The organism is Streptococcus mitis (assembly GCF_009496155.1).
Lineage (GTDB): Bacteria > Bacillota > Bacilli > Lactobacillales > Streptococcaceae > Streptococcus > Streptococcus mitis_BQ.
In genome coordinates this window covers 40,594-56,171 of the sequence record NZ_WIJP01000007.1, presented here as the reverse complement: position 1 = coordinate 56,171, position 15,578 = coordinate 40,594, and the positions used below count along the sequence as shown (strand labels likewise).

15 protein-coding genes are annotated in these 15,578 nt (G+C 43.2%); 10 read left to right on the top strand and 5 right to left on the bottom strand.

The genetic code is table 11. The annotated features are described in order from the left end of the window. Window positions 1-40 precede the first annotated feature (40 nt). Genes GEZ84_RS05585 through GEZ84_RS05570 form a run of 4 tightly spaced genes read right to left on the bottom strand, consistent with a single transcriptional unit; the run spans window position 41 to window position 2,963 of the window. The gene (locus GEZ84_RS05585; protein ID WP_094753431.1) at window positions 41-700 is read right to left on the bottom strand and encodes an amino acid ABC transporter permease; all 660 of its coding nucleotides are present in this window, start codon (window positions 698-700) and stop codon (window positions 41-43) included. A gap of 9 nt (window positions 701-709) precedes the next feature. After that, a complete protein-coding gene (locus GEZ84_RS05580) occupies window positions 710-1,387 on the bottom strand; it encodes an amino acid ABC transporter permease (protein WP_153223807.1) in 678 nt (225 codons plus the stop codon). 12 nt (window positions 1,388-1,399) lie between these two features. Next, window positions 1,400-2,194 (bottom strand): transporter substrate-binding domain-containing protein, encoded by a 795-nt coding sequence (locus GEZ84_RS05575; protein WP_153223806.1) that lies wholly within the window; start codon window positions 2,192-2,194, stop codon window positions 1,400-1,402. Between the two features lie 10 nt (window positions 2,195-2,204). Continuing rightward, on the bottom strand, window positions 2,205-2,963 hold the full coding sequence (locus tag GEZ84_RS05570) for an amino acid ABC transporter ATP-binding protein (protein ID WP_001229569.1): 759 nt from the start codon (window positions 2,961-2,963) through the stop codon (window positions 2,205-2,207). Window positions 2,964-3,139: 176 nt separating this feature from the next. Here GEZ84_RS05570 and recJ point away from each other — a divergent pair, with 176 nt between their 5' ends. From recJ to GEZ84_RS05540, 6 genes are all read left to right on the top strand, one after another. After that, the gene (gene recJ, locus GEZ84_RS05565) at window positions 3,140-5,362 is read left to right on the top strand and encodes a single-stranded-DNA-specific exonuclease RecJ (protein ID WP_153223805.1); all 2,223 of its coding nucleotides are present in this window, start codon (window positions 3,140-3,142) and stop codon (window positions 5,360-5,362) included. Between the two features lie 173 nt (window positions 5,363-5,535). Next, entirely contained in the window at window positions 5,536-7,197 is a 1,662-nt protein-coding gene (locus GEZ84_RS05560; protein ID WP_153223804.1) for a ribonuclease J, read from the top strand. A 68-nt stretch (window positions 7,198-7,265) separates the two neighbouring features. Beyond that, window positions 7,266-8,045: an alpha/beta hydrolase family protein gene (locus GEZ84_RS05555; protein ID WP_319946427.1), complete on the top strand. Its 780-nt coding sequence runs from the start codon at window positions 7,266-7,268 to the stop codon at window positions 8,043-8,045. 62 nt (window positions 8,046-8,107) lie between these two features. Then, window positions 8,108-8,809: a M57 family metalloprotease gene (locus GEZ84_RS05550; protein ID WP_070478527.1), complete on the top strand. Its 702-nt coding sequence runs from the start codon at window positions 8,108-8,110 to the stop codon at window positions 8,807-8,809. 38 nt (window positions 8,810-8,847) lie between these two features. Then, a complete protein-coding gene (uvrC, locus tag GEZ84_RS05545) occupies window positions 8,848-10,695 on the top strand; it encodes an excinuclease ABC subunit UvrC (protein ID WP_153223803.1) in 1,848 nt (615 codons plus the stop codon). After that, the gene (locus GEZ84_RS05540) at window positions 10,685-11,518 is read left to right on the top strand and encodes a metallophosphoesterase family protein (RefSeq protein ID WP_153223802.1); all 834 of its coding nucleotides are present in this window, start codon (window positions 10,685-10,687) and stop codon (window positions 11,516-11,518) included. Before uvrC ends, GEZ84_RS05540 begins: the two co-directional genes overlap by 11 nt. A gap of 67 nt (window positions 11,519-11,585) precedes the next feature. On the opposite strand, the gene GEZ84_RS05535 is transcribed toward GEZ84_RS05540, so the two are convergent. Further along, window positions 11,586-12,386: an amino acid ABC transporter substrate-binding protein gene (locus tag GEZ84_RS05535; RefSeq protein WP_070478533.1), complete on the bottom strand. Its 801-nt coding sequence runs from the start codon at window positions 12,384-12,386 to the stop codon at window positions 11,586-11,588. A gap of 171 nt (window positions 12,387-12,557) precedes the next feature. Here GEZ84_RS05535 and GEZ84_RS05530 point away from each other — a divergent pair, with 171 nt between their 5' ends. The 4 genes from GEZ84_RS05530 to GEZ84_RS05515 are packed head-to-tail and all read left to right on the top strand — an operon-like array spanning window position 12,558 to window position 15,504. Beyond that, window positions 12,558-13,163 (top strand): nitroreductase family protein, encoded by a 606-nt coding sequence (locus GEZ84_RS05530; protein ID WP_070478535.1) that lies wholly within the window; start codon window positions 12,558-12,560, stop codon window positions 13,161-13,163. Between the two features lie 12 nt (window positions 13,164-13,175). Continuing rightward, window positions 13,176-14,576: a dipeptidase PepV gene (gene pepV / locus GEZ84_RS05525; RefSeq protein WP_153223801.1), complete on the top strand. Its 1,401-nt coding sequence runs from the start codon at window positions 13,176-13,178 to the stop codon at window positions 14,574-14,576. 53 nt (window positions 14,577-14,629) lie between these two features. Then, a complete protein-coding gene (locus tag GEZ84_RS05520; protein WP_153223800.1) occupies window positions 14,630-15,220 on the top strand; it encodes a uracil-DNA glycosylase family protein in 591 nt (196 codons plus the stop codon). Then, window positions 15,217-15,504: a rhodanese-like domain-containing protein gene (locus tag GEZ84_RS05515; RefSeq protein WP_153223799.1), complete on the top strand. Its 288-nt coding sequence runs from the start codon at window positions 15,217-15,219 to the stop codon at window positions 15,502-15,504. The genes GEZ84_RS05520 and GEZ84_RS05515 overlap by 4 nt, the downstream gene beginning before the upstream one ends. Window positions 15,505-15,578 lie beyond the last annotated feature (74 nt).

Genomic DNA, 15,578 nt, shown 5'->3' with positions numbered 1-15,578 from the left:
TCATTAAAAAAACTCTCCAATTTAACTGGAGAGTGGCTGTTTATTCTGCAGCTTGTTGCCAGCGTTTGGCTAGCATATGAGACAGGCTAGAAATGGCTAGGTTGAAGCTGAAGTAGATGAGGGCAATCAGGATATAAAGACTGAAGACCTGTTCTGGTTCGAAATAACGGCCCATGAGAATTTGGCTGGCTCCAAAGAGTTCTTGCAGGGCGATAACTGAGTAGAGAAGACTGGTATCCTTAATCACGGTAACAAACTGGGAAATAATGGCTGGCAACATTTTGCGAATAGCTTGTGGGAGAATGATGTGGTAGAGGATTTGGGCTGAGGTGAAGCCCTGTGACATTCCTGCTTCGTATTGTCCCTTGTCTACGGCATTGAGACCACCTCGAATAATCTCAGCTAAGGCTGCTGATGTAAAGAGGGTAAAGGCAGTAATACCTGCTGGTGTGGATTTCATTTTGAAAACTAAAAAGATAGTAAAAATCCAGAGAAGGTTGGGAACGTTACGCACAAACTCGATGTAAATGCTGGAGATGATGCGCAAGACAGGATTTTTCCCATTTCTCATGACAGCTAGCACCGTACCGATAAGGGTAGAGAGGATGATTGCAATCAGAGAAATATAGAGGGTCAAGCCAAATCCTTTAAAGATAAAGACTAGGTTATCTGGGGTTAAAACTTCTAAAATGGATTCCATAGTAACCTCCTAAAGTGAATAGGCTTTTTTGTTGGCTTGCTCCATCTTGCGACCAAACTGGGCAACAGGGAAGCAGAGAGAGAAGTAGAGCAGGGCAGCACCTAAAAATGCTGGAATGTAGTTTCCGTTAAGAGCCGACCAAGACTTGGTCACAAACATCAGGTCCACTCCAGAGATGATAGCGACTGTCGAGGTGTTCTTGATGAGGTTGACGATTTGGTTGGTCAAAGGAGGGAGAATGATACGAAAGGCCTGAGGCAAGATAATCAAGCGCATGGCACTGATATAGGTAAAACCTTGCGACAAGGCGGCCTCCATCTGACCACTAGGAATCGACTGAATCCCTGAACGAATAACCTCAGCGATATAGGCACCGTGATAGAGTCCCACGCAGAGTACAGCTGTCCAATAAATCGGAATCATGATGATATGGTCACTGATAAGAGGTAGGCCATAAAAGACGATAACAAACTGCACCAAGAGGGGAGTGTTTTGGTAAAATTCGACAAAGATGCGAGCTAAAATGCGTAAAATTGGACGTTTACTGGTTGACATGGCACCAAAGAAGATTCCTAAGACCATGGCGAGGATAAAGGATCCAATCGCTAGGGCAAGAGTGAAGAGGAAACCATTGAAAAATTGTCCAAAATCCTGAAAATAGGATGTCCAAGATGATAAATCTGTCATGGGGTGTCCTCCTTAATCTGCAGTATGGCTAGATGGTTTGAGCTTGTAACGGTCATAAAGTTTCTGCAAACTACCATCCTTGCTCCATTTAGTGACCAAGTTATCAAGATAGTCGTTGAGCTCTGTATTTGATTTCTTAGTAACGATACCGTAGTCAGATGGCTTGAAACTATCATCTAGTAGTTCTGTTCGTTTACTGATGTAGCCAGATAGGATAGAACGGTCAACGGAAAAGGCATCGATACGATGAGCGTGTAGGGAAGTAATCAATTCTGGGTAGGAACCAAGTTCGACGAATTTAAAGGTCAAGCCTTTCTTTTTACCCAGTTCAGTAATTAGGCGTTGGGTGATGGAACCTTGGGCAACACCGATGGTTTTGCCGTTTAGGTCCTCAATGCTTTTGATTTTGGCAGACTTATTGACCAAAAAGCCAGAAGCATCGGTGTAGTAAGGGCTGGTAAAGTTGTAGAGTTTTTTGCGTTCGTCTGTGATGGTAAAGGTCGCGATATCCATGTCGACCTGTTCATTGTCTAGAAGTGGTCCGCGAGTTTGCGCTGTAACAGGCACATAGCGAATCTTGACCTTGAGCTCATCAGCTACCATCTTGGCCAAGTCGGTTTCGATACCAGAATAGGTCCCAGTCTTAGGATCCTTATAGCCGAAATTGGGAACGTCTTGTTTGACACCGACAACTAACTCGCCTCTCTTTTGAATGTCTGCGACACTGGTATCAGCCTGAACTGGTTTTGTAGCAGTAAGGCTGAAAAGGCTAATCAATAATGCGGATAAAAAGAATTTCTTTTTCATAGGCGCCTCCTTATTTGACTTTGTCACTTTCGTGGTTGATGATTTTGCTGAGGAATTGTTGGGCACGAGGTTCGCTTGGGTTGTCGAAAAAGTCATCAACATCTGTTGTATCCACCAAAACTTCTCCGTCAGCCATAAAGATGATGCGGTCAGCAACTTCACGGGCGAAGCCCATTTCATGGGTAACGACAATCATATTCATACCATCGTGGGCTAATTTTTGCATAACTGCCAGAACATCACCGATGGTTTCAGGGTCAAGGGCAGATGTTGGCTCATCAAAGAGGAGGAGTTCCGGATGCATAGCGAGTCCACGCGCGATGGCAATCCGTTGTTTTTGTCCACCAGATAGCATGGCTGGATATGAATCTTTCTTGTCCCACATATTTACAAATTCAAGATATTTTTGAGCTGTTTTTTCAGCTTCTTTTTTATCAATTCCTAGAACTTTTATGGGTGCGAGTGTTACGTTTTCTAACACTGTTTTATGCGGATAGAGATTAAAATGTTGGAAAACCATGCCGACTTCCTTACGAAGAGGCACCAAATCTTTCTGGCTGGCACCAGCAACTTGGTGACCATTGACTAGAAGACTTCCTTTATCAACAGCCTCCAAACCATTGATGGTACGGATAAGAGTGGACTTCCCTGAACCAGAAGGGCCTAGGAGGACAACGACTTGTCCTTTTTCAAAACGGAGATTGATGTCGCGGAGTGCGTGATAGTCTCCGTAATATTTTTCGACGTGTTCAAATTCTACTAAAGCCATAAGGAATCTCCTTTGTGTTAGATTTTATAACATGATTCTACACCAAAAGATTTGTCTTGTCAAATCATATCTGAAAAAATTCACTAAAATTTTATAAAAAAGCAATCCAGATAGAGAAAAAGCCTAAATCGTGTTATAATGAAGCAATAGAATTCTTAGAAAGAGTGGATGTCTTTTTGATAACACCTACTTATGAATGGCAGTTTGCCCCGCAGGTAGAAGATGCGGATTTTACAAAGATAGCCAAGAAGGCTGGACTGGGTCCTGAGGTGGCTCGGTTATTGTTTGAGAGAGGGATTCAGGACCAAGAAAGTCTGAAGAAGTTTTTAGAACCTTCCTTGGAGGACTTGCATAATCCTTATCTGCTCCATGATATGGATAAGGCAGTGGAACGGATTCGTCAGGCCATTGAAGAAGGGGAAAATATTCTCATCTATGGAGACTACGATGCGGATGGCATGACTTCGGCTTCTATTGTGAAGGAAAGTTTGGAACAGCTTGGTGCTGAGTGCCGTGTTTACTTGCCTAATCGTTTTACTGATGGCTATGGACCTAATGCCAGTGTTTACAAATATTTTATCGAGCAAGAAGGAATTTCCTTGATCGTGACGGTGGATAATGGGGTTGCTGGTCACGAGGCGATTGAACTGGCCCAGTCTATGGGGGTAGATGTCATTGTGACTGACCACCATTCCATGCCTGAAACCTTGCCAGATGCCTATGCGATCGTCCATCCTGAACATCCGGATGCGGATTATCCTTTCAAATATTTGGCTGGTTGCGGAGTGGCCTTCAAGTTGGCTTGTGCCCTTTTAGAAGAAGTACAAGTGGAATTGCTTGATTTGGTCGCTATTGGTACCATTGCAGATATGGTGAGTTTGACAGATGAGAACCGTATCTTGGTTCAGTATGGTCTGGAAATGTTGGGGCACACTCAGCGCATTGGTCTACAAGAAATGATGGATATGGCTGGGATTGCCGCCAACGAAGTAACAGAAGAAACGGTTGGTTTCCAGATTGCCCCCCGTTTGAATGCCTTGGGTCGCTTGGATGATCCTAATCCAGCCATTGATTTGCTGACTGGTTTTGATGACGAGGAAGCGCACGAGATTGCCCTTATGATTCATCAGAAAAACGAAGAGCGCAAGGAAATCGTCCAGTCTATCTATGAAGAAGCCAAGACCATGGTGGATCCTGAGAAGAAAGTCCAAGTCTTGGCTAAGGAAGGCTGGAATCCCGGGGTTCTAGGAATCGTAGCTGGTCGTTTGTTGGAAGAATTGGGGCAGACAGTCATTGTTCTTAATATAGAAGACGGTCGTGCCAAGGGTAGTGCTCGTAGTGTGGAAGCAGTGGATATTTTTGAGGCTCTGGATCCTCATCGAGACCTCTTCATCGCCTTTGGAGGTCATGCGGGTGCAGCGGGTATGACGCTGGAAGTTGAGAAACTCTCAGATTTATCTCATGTCTTGGAAAACTATGTCCGTGAAAAAGGTGCAGATGCTGTTGGCAAGAACAAGCTAAATCTAGATGAAGAACTGGATTTGGAGGTTTTGAGTCTTGAAACAGTTAAAAGTTTTGAACGTTTAGCTCCCTTTGGCATGGACAATCAGAAACCTGTCTTTTATATCAAGGATTTTCAGGTCGAAAGTGCCCGTACCATGGGGGCAGGCAATGCCCATCTCAAGCTGAAAATCTCTAAGGGTGAAGCTAGTTTTGAAGTGGTAGCTTTTGGCCAAGGAAGATGGGCAACAGAGTTTTCTCAAACCAAGAATCTAGAGCTGGCAGTCAAATTGTCTGTCAATCAATGGAATGGTCAAACTGCCCTCCAGTTGATGATGGTGGATGCGCGGGTGGAGGGTGTTCAACTTTTTAACATCCGTGGGAAAAATGCAGTCTTGCCAGAAGGGGTTCCAGTCTTGGACTTTTCTGGAGAATTACCAGATTTAGTAGCTAGTGACGCAGTTGTTGTAAAAACCATTCCTGAGGATATTACTCAGCTGAAGACTATTTTTCAGGAACAGAATTTTTCTGCTGTTTATTTCAAAAATGACATTGACAAGGCCTACTATCTGACAGGGTATGGGACTAGAGAGCAATTTGCCAAATTGTACAAGATCATCTACCAGTTCCCAGAGTTTGATATTCGCTATAAGCTGAAAGATTTGGCCACTTATCTTAATATTCAACAAATTTTGCTGGTCAAGATGATTCAAGTATTTGAAGAACTAGGCTTTGTGACCATCAAAGATGGGGTCATGACAGTGAATAAAGAGGCACCAAAGCGGGAGATAGGAGAAAGTCAGATTTACCAAAATCTTAAACAAACCGTCAAAGACCAAGAAATGATGGCGCTGGGTACCGTGCAAGAAATTTATGACTTTTTAATGGAAAAAGAATAGCAGATAGGAAAGAGTTGGGAAACCAGCTCTTTTTTGAAAACAAATCTTCATTTTGAAAATCATCAAAAAAATGGTATAATGGTAGGAAAAGATTCGGCTAAAAGTAATAGTGCTTTTAGAATAAGAGGGTAAGCAACCCTATAATCAAGATAAATTAAGCTTTCGGAGGAAAAATGAGTAATATCAGTTTAACAACACTTGGTGGTGTGCGTGAAAATGGGAAAAATATGTATATCGCTGAAATCGATGGGTCTATTTTCGTTTTGGATGCAGGTCTGAAATATCCTGAAAATGAACAACTAGGGGTGGACGTCGTTATTCCAAACATGGACTACCTTTTTGAAAATAGCGACCGTATCGCTGGGGTCTTCTTGACCCACGGTCATGCGGATGCCATTGGTGCTCTGCCTTATCTCTTGGCTGAAGCCAAGGTGCCTGTATTTGGCTCTGAGTTGACCATTGAGTTGGCCAAACTCTTTGTCAAAGGAAATGATACGGTTAAGAAATTCAATGATTTCCATGTCATTGATGAGGATACGGAGATTGATTTTGGAGGGACAGTGGTGTCCTTCTTCCGTACGACCCACTCTATCCCAGAAAGTTTGGGTGTTGTCTTGAAGACGGCTGAGGGTAGTATCGTTTATACAGGTGACTTCAAATTTGACCAGACAGCTAGTGAATCCTATGCGACAGACTTCGCTCGCTTGGCAGAAATCGGTCGTGATGGAGTTCTAGCTCTTCTCAGTGACTCAGCCAATGCAGACAGCAATATTCAAGTGGCTAGCGAAAGTGAAGTTGGGGATGAAATCACCCAAACCATTGCGGACTGGGAGGGACGTATCATTGTTGCGGCGGTAGCTAGCAACCTTTCTCGTATCCAGCAGGTGTTTGACGCTGCGGATGCAACAGGCCGTCGTGTGGTCTTGACAGGATTTGATATTGAAAATATCGTCCGCACTGCTATTCGTCTTAAGAAATTGTCCCTAGCTAACGAGAGTCTTTTGATTAAGCCAAAAGATATGTCTCGTTTTGAAGACCATGAGTTGATTATCCTTGAGACAGGTCGTATGGGTGAGCCAATCAACGGTCTTCGCAAGATGTCGATTGGTCGCCACCGTTATGTGGAAATCAAGGACGGTGACCTAGTTTATATCGTAACCACTCCGTCTATCGCTAAAGAAGCAGTTATGGCGCGTGTGGAAAATATGATTTACCAAGCTGGCGGGGTTGTCAAACTGATCACTCAAAGCTTGCGTGTGTCAGGGCATGGAAATGCGCGTGATTTGCAGTTGATGATCAATCTCTTGCAACCCAAATATCTCTTCCCAATTCAAGGGGAATACCGTGAGTTAGATGCTCATGCTAAGGCTGCTATGGCAGTTGGGATGTTGCCAGAACGCATTTTCATCCCTAAAAAGGGAACCAGCATGGCTTATGAGAATGGGGGCTTTGTCCCAGCTGGCGCGGTTTCGGCAGGGGATGTCTTGATTGACGGAAATGCCATCGGTGATGTTGGTAATGTGGTTCTTCGTGACCGTAAGGTCTTGTCAGAAGATGGAATTTTCATCGTCGCAATCACCGTTAACCGTCGTGAGAAGAAAATTGTAGCCAAGGCTCGTGTTCACACGCGTGGATTTGTTTATCTCAAGAAGAGTCGCGATATTCTCCGTGAAAGTTCAGAATTGATTAACCAGACGGTAGAAGACTATCTTCAAGGAGATGACTTTGACTGGGCAGATCTTAAAGGGAAGGTTCGTGATAATCTGACCAAGTATCTCTTTGACCAGACTAAGCGTCGTCCAGCTATTTTACCAGTAGTCATGGAAGCAAAATAATCGTTGAAATAAACAGAGAGAAAGTCGAGTTTCGGCTTTTTCTTATCGGAAAATAGAAGGAGCAAATTGTGGCAGTAATGAAAATTGAGTATTACTCACAGGTTTTGGATATGGAATGGGGAGTGAATGTTCTCTATCCTGATGCCAATCGAGTGGAAGAACCAGAGTGTCATGACATTCCCGTCTTATACCTCTTGCACGGGATGTCTGGCAATCATAATAGTTGGCTCAAGCGGACTAACGTAGAACGCTTACTTCGAGGAACCAATCTCATCGTTGTTATGCCCAATACCAGCAACGGTTGGTATACCGATACCCAATATGGTTTTGACTACTACACGGCTCTAGCAGAGGAATTGCCACAGGTTCTAAAACGCTTCTTCCCTAATATGACCAGCAAGCGTGAAAAGACCTTTATCGCTGGTCTTTCCATGGGAGGCTACGGCTGCTTCAAACTGGCTCTTGCTACAAATCGTTTTTCTCATGCAGCTAGCTTTTCAGGTGCCCTTAGTTTTCAAGATTTTTCTCCTGAAAGCCAAAATCTGGGGACACCAGCTTACTGGAGAGGTGTGTTTGGGGAGATTAAAGATTGGACAGCTAGCCCCTATTCTCTTGAAAGTCTGGCTAAAAATTCGGACAAAAAGACCAAGCTTTGGGCTTGGTGTGGCGAACAGGATTTCTTGTATGAAGCCAATAATCTCTCAGTGAAAAATCTCAAAAAACTTGGATTTGATGTGACCTATAGCCATAGCGCTGGAACTCACGAGTGGTACTACTGGGAAAAACAATTGGAACGTTTTTTAGCAACCCTGCCAATTGACTTCAAATTAGAAGAGAGATTGTCATAATTTAGCTTTCTTTCAGCTTATTTTAGTAAAATAGTCTTTATTTGCTAGAAAGGTGGAGAGACATGCGCTGGATTTTTCGTTTGATAGGGGCTTTCTTTTCTTTTTTGTGGCGTTTGTTTTGGCGCCTAGTTTGGATAGCCGTGCTCTTATGTGCTCTTGCTTTCGGACTTCTCTGGTATCTGAACGGGGATTTTCAAGGAGCGCTAAAGCAAGCAGAGCGGTCAGTAAAGATTGGTCAACAAAGTATCGGCCAATGGGGAAAAACAGGGCAACTGCCTAAGTTGAACCAGACAGATAGCCATCAACACTCTGAGGGAAGGTGGCCGCAGGCTTCAGCTCGTATTTACCTAGATCCTCAGATGGATTCAGGATTTCAAGAGGCGTATTTAGAAGCGATTCAGAACTGGAATCAAACTGGTGCTTTTAACTTTAAAGTTGTCACCGAGTCTAGCAAGGCAGATATTATGGCTACGGAGATGAATGACGGAGGCACTCCTGTGGCAGGAGAGGCAGAAAGTCAGACCAATCTCTTGACGGGTCAATTCTTGTCTGTAACGGTGCGTCTGAATCACTATTATCTGTCCAATCCTAACTATGGCTATTCCTATGAGCGTATTGTCCATACGGCAGAACATGAGTTGGGGCATGCGATTGGCTTGGATCATACAGATGAGAAGTCTGTGATGCAACCAGCAGGTTCCTTTTATGGTATCCAGGAAGAAGATGTTACAAACCTCCGAAAAATATATGAGATCAATGAGTAGGGGACTATCTTTCCCTACTTTTTTGCTATAATGGAACTATGAATAACTTGATTAAATCAAAACTAGAGCTCTTGCCGACCAGCCCTGGTTGCTACATTCACAAGGATAAAAACGGTACGATTATCTATGTAGGAAAAGCTAAAAATCTGCGTAATCGCGTGAGGTCCTATTTCCGTGGAAGTCATGATACTAAGACAGAGGCTCTGGTATCTGAAATTGTGGATTTTGAATTTATCGTTACGGAGTCCAATATTGAGGCACTTCTCCTAGAAATTAATCTGATCAAGGAAAATAAGCCTAAATACAATATCATGCTCAAGGATGACAAGTCCTATCCTTTCATCAAAATCACCAATGAGCGCTATCCTCGTTTGATTATTACCCGTCAGGTCAAAAAGGACGGCGGTCTCTACTTTGGACCTTATCCAGATGTGGGGGCCGCCAATGAAATCAAGCGGTTGCTGGATCGGATTTTCCCTTTTCGCAAGTGTACCAATCCACCGTCTAAGGTCTGTTTTTACTACCATATCGGCCAGTGCATGGCCCACACTATCTGTAAGAAGGATGAGGCCTATTTCAAGTCCATGGCTCAGGAGGTTTCTGATTTTCTAAAAGGGCAGGATGACAAAATTATTGATGACCTCAAGGGAAAGATGGCAACGGCAGCCCAGACTATGGAATTTGAACGTGCAGCGGAATACCGTGACCTAATTCAGGCTATTGGAACGCTTCGAACCAAGCAACGGGTCATGGCTAAGGATCTCCAAAATCGGGATGTCTTTGGCTACTATGTGGACAAGGGATGGATGTGTGTTCAGGTTTTCTTTGTCCGTCAGGGCAAGCTCATCGAGCGGGATGTCAATCTTTTCCCTTATTATAATGATCCGGATGAGGATTTTCTAACCTATGTGGGACAATTTTATCAGGAAAAATCCCACTTGGTTCCCAACGAAGTATTGATTCCGCAGGATATTGACGAAGAAGCTGTCAAGGCCTTGGTGGATACCAAGATTCTCAAACCCCAGCGTGGAGAGAAAAAACAACTGGTCAATCTGGCTATAAAGAATGCACGTGTCAGTCTGGAGCAGAAGTTCAATCTGCTAGAAAAATCTGTCGAAAAGACCCAAGGGGCTATTGAAAATCTAGGACGTTTGCTTCAAATCCCAACCCCAGTCCGCATTGAGTCCTTCGATAATTCCAATATCATGGGAACCAGCCCTGTTTCGGCTATGGTGGTCTTTGTCAATGGCAAACCAAGTAAGAAGGATTATCGTAAGTACAAGATAAAAACCGTTGTTGGGCCAGATGACTATGCCAGTATGAGAGAAGTCATTCGTAGGCGCTATGGTCGAGTACAGCGTGAGGCTTTGACTCCTCCAGATTTGATTGTCATTGATGGAGGACAGGGTCAAGTCAATATCGCCAAGCAAGTCATTCAAGAGGAACTGGGCTTGGATATCCCTATTGCAGGTCTGCAAAAGAATGATAAACACCAAACACATGAATTGCTCTTTGGAAATCCGCTTGAGGTGGTGGAGTTGTCTCGCAATTCTAAGGAATTCTTCCTCCTCCAACGCATTCAAGATGAGGTGCACCGCTTTGCCATCACCTTCCACCGCCAACTGCGCTCCAAAAATTCCTTTTCATCCCAATTGGATGGGATTGAAGGTCTGGGGCCTAAACGTAAGCAGAATCTCATGAAGCATTTCAAGTCTCTGACCAAAATCAAGGAAGCCAGTGTGGATGAGATTGTCGAAGTTGGAGTACCAAGAGCAGTAGCAGAAGCTGTGCAAAGAAAGTTGAACCCGCAGGAAGAAGAGGAATTAGCTCAAGTAGCGGAAAAACAAGTAGATTACCAAACGGAAGGAAACCACAATGAAGCATAAAATCGCAATTTTATCAGATATTCATGGCAATACAACTGCCCTAGAAGCAGTGATTGCAGATGCTAAAAATCAAGGAGTCAGTGAATATTGGCTTCTGGGAGATATTTTTCTTCCTGGTCCAGGCGCAAATGACTTGGTCGCTCTGTTAAAGGACCTTCCTATCACAGCCAGTGTTCGAGGCAATTGGGATGATTGTGTCCTTGAAGCCTTGGATGGTGAATATGGTTTGGAACATCCACAAGAAATCCAATCAATGCGAATGACCCAGTTTTTGATGGAGCGAATGGATCCTGCAACGATTGTCTGGTTACGAAGCTTGCCTTTGCTGGAAAAGAAAGAAGTTGAGGGGCTACGCTTTTCTATCTCTCATAATTTGCCAAATAAGAACTATGGTGGTGACTTGCTAGTTGAGAATGATACAGAGAAATTTGACAAACTCCTAGATGATGAAGTTGACGTGGCAGTCTATGGTCATGTTCACAAGCAGTTGCTTCGTTATGGCAGTCAAGGGCAACAAATCATCAATCCAGGGTCGATTGGCATGCCCTATTTTAATTGGGAGGCGTTAAAAAATCACCGTGCCCAGTATGCCGTGATAGAAGTTGAAGATGGGGAATTGGTAAATATCCTATTTCGTAAAGTCGCTTATGATTATGAAGCGGAGTTAGAACTGGCCAAGTCCAAGGGACTTCCCTTTATCGAAATGTATGAAGAGCTACGAAGAGAAGACAACTATCAGGGGCACAATCTGGAACTATTAGCAAGCTTAATAGAAAAGCATGGGTATGTAGAAGATGTGAAGAAATTTTTTGATTTTTTGTAAGAGTTTCCTAAAATAACCAATGCAAACTATAAAAGCGATTGGCTGGCCCAATCGTTTTTAATATATCTTATTGTAATTGAGATTTATCTGGGAGGTAAGAACCACCTAGATAGGTATTGCTGAGTTTTTCAAGGGTTCCATCTTGGTAGAGTTCTTTGAGCGCTTTATCAAATTTCTCTTTAAACTCTTTTTGGTCGTTTGAGAAAACGATATAGTTGTTGGGGCTATCGGCAGAAGGTAAATCAACGACTGAGAGATTTAAGCCGCGGTCCTTGATGATTTTTTGAACGGATACCTTGTCAAAGACTAGGAAATCAAATTCACCGTTAGAGAGGTCTAGGATTCGCTTACCGATATCCTCGCCAGAAAAATCGATAGTAGCAGGATTATCAGTATGTTTTTGATTCCAGTTATTGATGAATTGAGCGTTTGAAGTTCCGGTATCCTCTTGCGTTGTTTTACCAGCAATTTGGTCAAGTGAAGTCAAAGGATTTTTCTTGTTGCTGACAAGGACGAGGGGGTTGTTCGAAATTGGAAGTGAGTAGAGGTATTTTTCAGCACGCTCTTTTGTATAACTCAAGTTATTGGCTGCAGCCTGATAGTGACCAGAATCAAGTCCTGGGAAGATACTCTCCCAGGCAGTTCTTTGGAATTGAATCTCGTAGTCGCTGAGTTTTTCATCAACTGCTTTTAGAACTTCGATGTCGAAGCCTGTTAGATTGCCCTTATCTTCGTAGTCAAATGGCGGCACATCGCCAGCTGTAGCAACGACGATTGTCTTTTGAGAGCTGGTCTCTTTAGGTGTGGCTTGATTTCCACAGGCAACTAAAAATGGTAGGATGGCTAATAATAGGCTAAATTTTTTCATAATGTCTCCATTCAAATGTAAAGTTATCTGCTAGTTTATCAGAAATGTTCCTGATGAACCAATATATATTTTTTATGGCCGTAATAAAAAATCTTAATCATGAAAAATCCCTGCAAGCTCTTTCAAATTATGGTAGAATGGAAGCAGTAGAATTAGAAAAGGAAATCGATTATGAAATTTCTGGAATTAAACAAAAAACGTCATGCGACTAAGCAGTTTACTGATAAGCCTGTTGATCCAAAAGATGTGCGTACGGCTATCGAAATTGCAACCTTGGCTCCAAGCGCCCACAACAGTCAGCCTTGGAAATTTGTGGTGGTTCGTGAGAAAAATGCTGAATTGGCGAAGTTGGCTTATGGTTCAAACTTTGAGCAAGTATCATCAGCGCCTGTAACCATTGCCCTCTTTACAGATACGGACTTAGCAAAACGTGCTCGTAAGATTGCCCGTGTCGGTGGGGCAAAGAATTTTTCAGAAGAACAACTACAATACTTCATGCAGAACTTACCCGCTGAATTTGCGCGCTATAATGAACAACAGATTAGCGATTACCTAGCTCTCAATGCAGGTTTGGTTGCCATGAACTTGATTCTCGCTCTTACAGACCAAGGAATTGGATCAAATATGATTCTTGGATTTGACAAATCAAAAGTCAACGAAGTTTTGGATATCGAAGACCGTTTCCGCCCAGAACTCTTGATTACAGTGGGTTACACAGATGAAAAATTAGAACCAAGCTATCGCTTGCCAGTGGATGAAATAATTGAAAAAAGATAGGAAGAAGAACAAATGACAGCAATTGATTTTACAGCAGAAGTAGAAAAGCGTAAAGACGACCTCTTGGCAGACTTGTTTAGCCTTTTAGAAATCAACTCAGAACGTGATGACAACAAGGCGGATGCCCAGCATCCATTTGGACCTGGTCCAGTAAAAGCTTTGGAGAAATTCCTTGAAATCGCAGACCGCGATGGCTACCCAACTAAAAATGTTGACAACTACGCAGGACATTTTGAGTTTGGTGATGGCGAAGAAGTTCTCGGAATCTTTGCCCACATGGACGTGGTGCCAGCTGGTAGCGGTTGGGACACAGACCCTTATACACCAACTATCAAAGACGGTCGCCTTTATGCACGTGGAGCTTCGGATGATAAGGGGCCTACAACAGCTTGTTACTATGGTTTGAAAATCATCAAAGAATTGGGCCTTCCAACTTCTAAGAAAGTTCGTTTCATCGTTGGAACAGATGAAGAATCAGGTTGGGCAGACATGGACTACTATTTCGAGCACGTAGGACTTGCCAAACCAGACTTCGGTTTCTCTCCAGATGCTGAATTCCCTATCATCAACGGTGAAAAAGGAAATATCACAGAATATCTTCATTTTACAGGAGAAAATACAGGTGCTGCCCGTCTTCACAGCTTTACAGGTGGTTTGCGTGAAAACATGGTGCCTGAATCAGCAACAGCAGTTGTTTCAGGCGACTTGGCTGACTTGCAAGGGAAACTAGATACTTTTGTTGCAGAACACAAGCTCAGAGGAGAACTCCAAGAAGAAGCTGGCCAATACAAGGTGACGATCATTGGTAAATCAGCTCACGGTGCTATGCCTGCTTCAGGTGTCAATGGTGCGACTTACCTAGCTCTCTTCCTCAGTCAGTTTGACTTTGCTGGTCCAGCCAAAGACTACCTTGACATCGCTGGTAAAATTCTCTTGAGCGACCATGAAGGTGAAAGTCTCAAGATTGCTCATGTGGATGAAAAGATGGGTGCCCTTTCTATGAACGCAGGTGTCTTCCGCTTCGATGAAACAAGCGCTGATAATACCATTGCCCTTAACATCCGCTATCCAAAAGGAACCAACCCAGAGCAAATCAAGTCAATTCTTGAAAACTTGCCAGTTGCTTCTGTTAGTCTATCAGAACATGGTCATACCCCTCACTATGTACCCATGGAAGATCCACTTGTGCAAATCTTGTTGAATGTCTATGAAAAACAAACTGGTCTTCAAGGTCATGAACAAGTTATCGGTGGTGGAACCTTTGGTCGTTTGCTCGAACGTGGGGTTGCCTACGGTGCTATGTTCCCAGACTCAATTGACACCATGCACCAAGCCAATGAATTTATCGCCTTGGACGATCTCTTCCGAGCTGCAGCAATCTACGCCGAAGCTATTTATGAATTGATCAAATAAAACGATAGAAGTCTGAGATTTTATGCTTGGACTTCTTTTTGGAGGGAAAACATATGTCTCAAATTGAAAGAATCAAGCAGGCTATTATGGCAGATCCGCAGAATGCTACTTTTACAAAGCGTGGCATCGAGCCTCTCTTTGCAGCGCCAAAGACTGCTCGCATCAATATCATCGGTCAGGCACCGGGACTTAAAACCCAAGAAGCAGGCCTTTACTGGAAGGACAAAAGTGGTGATCGTTTGCGGGACTGGCTAGGTGTGGATGAAGATACCTTTTACAATTCAGGTTATTTTGCTGTTCTGCCTATGGATTTCTACTTTCCAGGGCATGGAAAATCAGGTGATTTGCCACCGCGAGCAGGTTTTGCTGAAAAATGGCATCCTCAGCTCTTGCAAGAATTGCCAGATATTCAATTGACCCTCTTGATTGGTCAGTATGCCCAAGCCTACTATTTACATGAAAAAATCAGTGGCAAGGTGACAGAACGGGTAAAACATTACCAGAACTACTTGCCAACCTATTTTCCACTGGTACACCCCTCACCTCGCAATCAAATCTGGATGGCAAAAAATCCGTGGTTTGAGTCAGAAGTAGTGCCGTATTTGAAAAAAAGAATTAAAACCATTTTAGGAGAAGAAGAATGAAAGAAATCACCTTTGACGCATTTTACCAGCTTTACCAAAACGAGCAACTTTCTCTAGTGGACGTGAGAGAAGTGGATGAGTTTGAAGCTCTTCATTTAGAAGATGCCCATAACCTGCCACTTAGTCAATTAGCTGATACTTATGATCAATTGGACAAGAACCAGTTGCATTATGTCATTTGTAAATCTGGGATGAGATCGACGCGTGCTTGCCAATTCTTATCAGAACAAGGTTATGAGGTTATCAATGTTCAAGGTGGCATGATGGCATTTGAAGAACTTTAAACAGTACAATTTTCTCCTACTTGGTGTGAACTAGGTAGGAGAATCTTATTTTTAGATAATTCTTATTTTTAAGA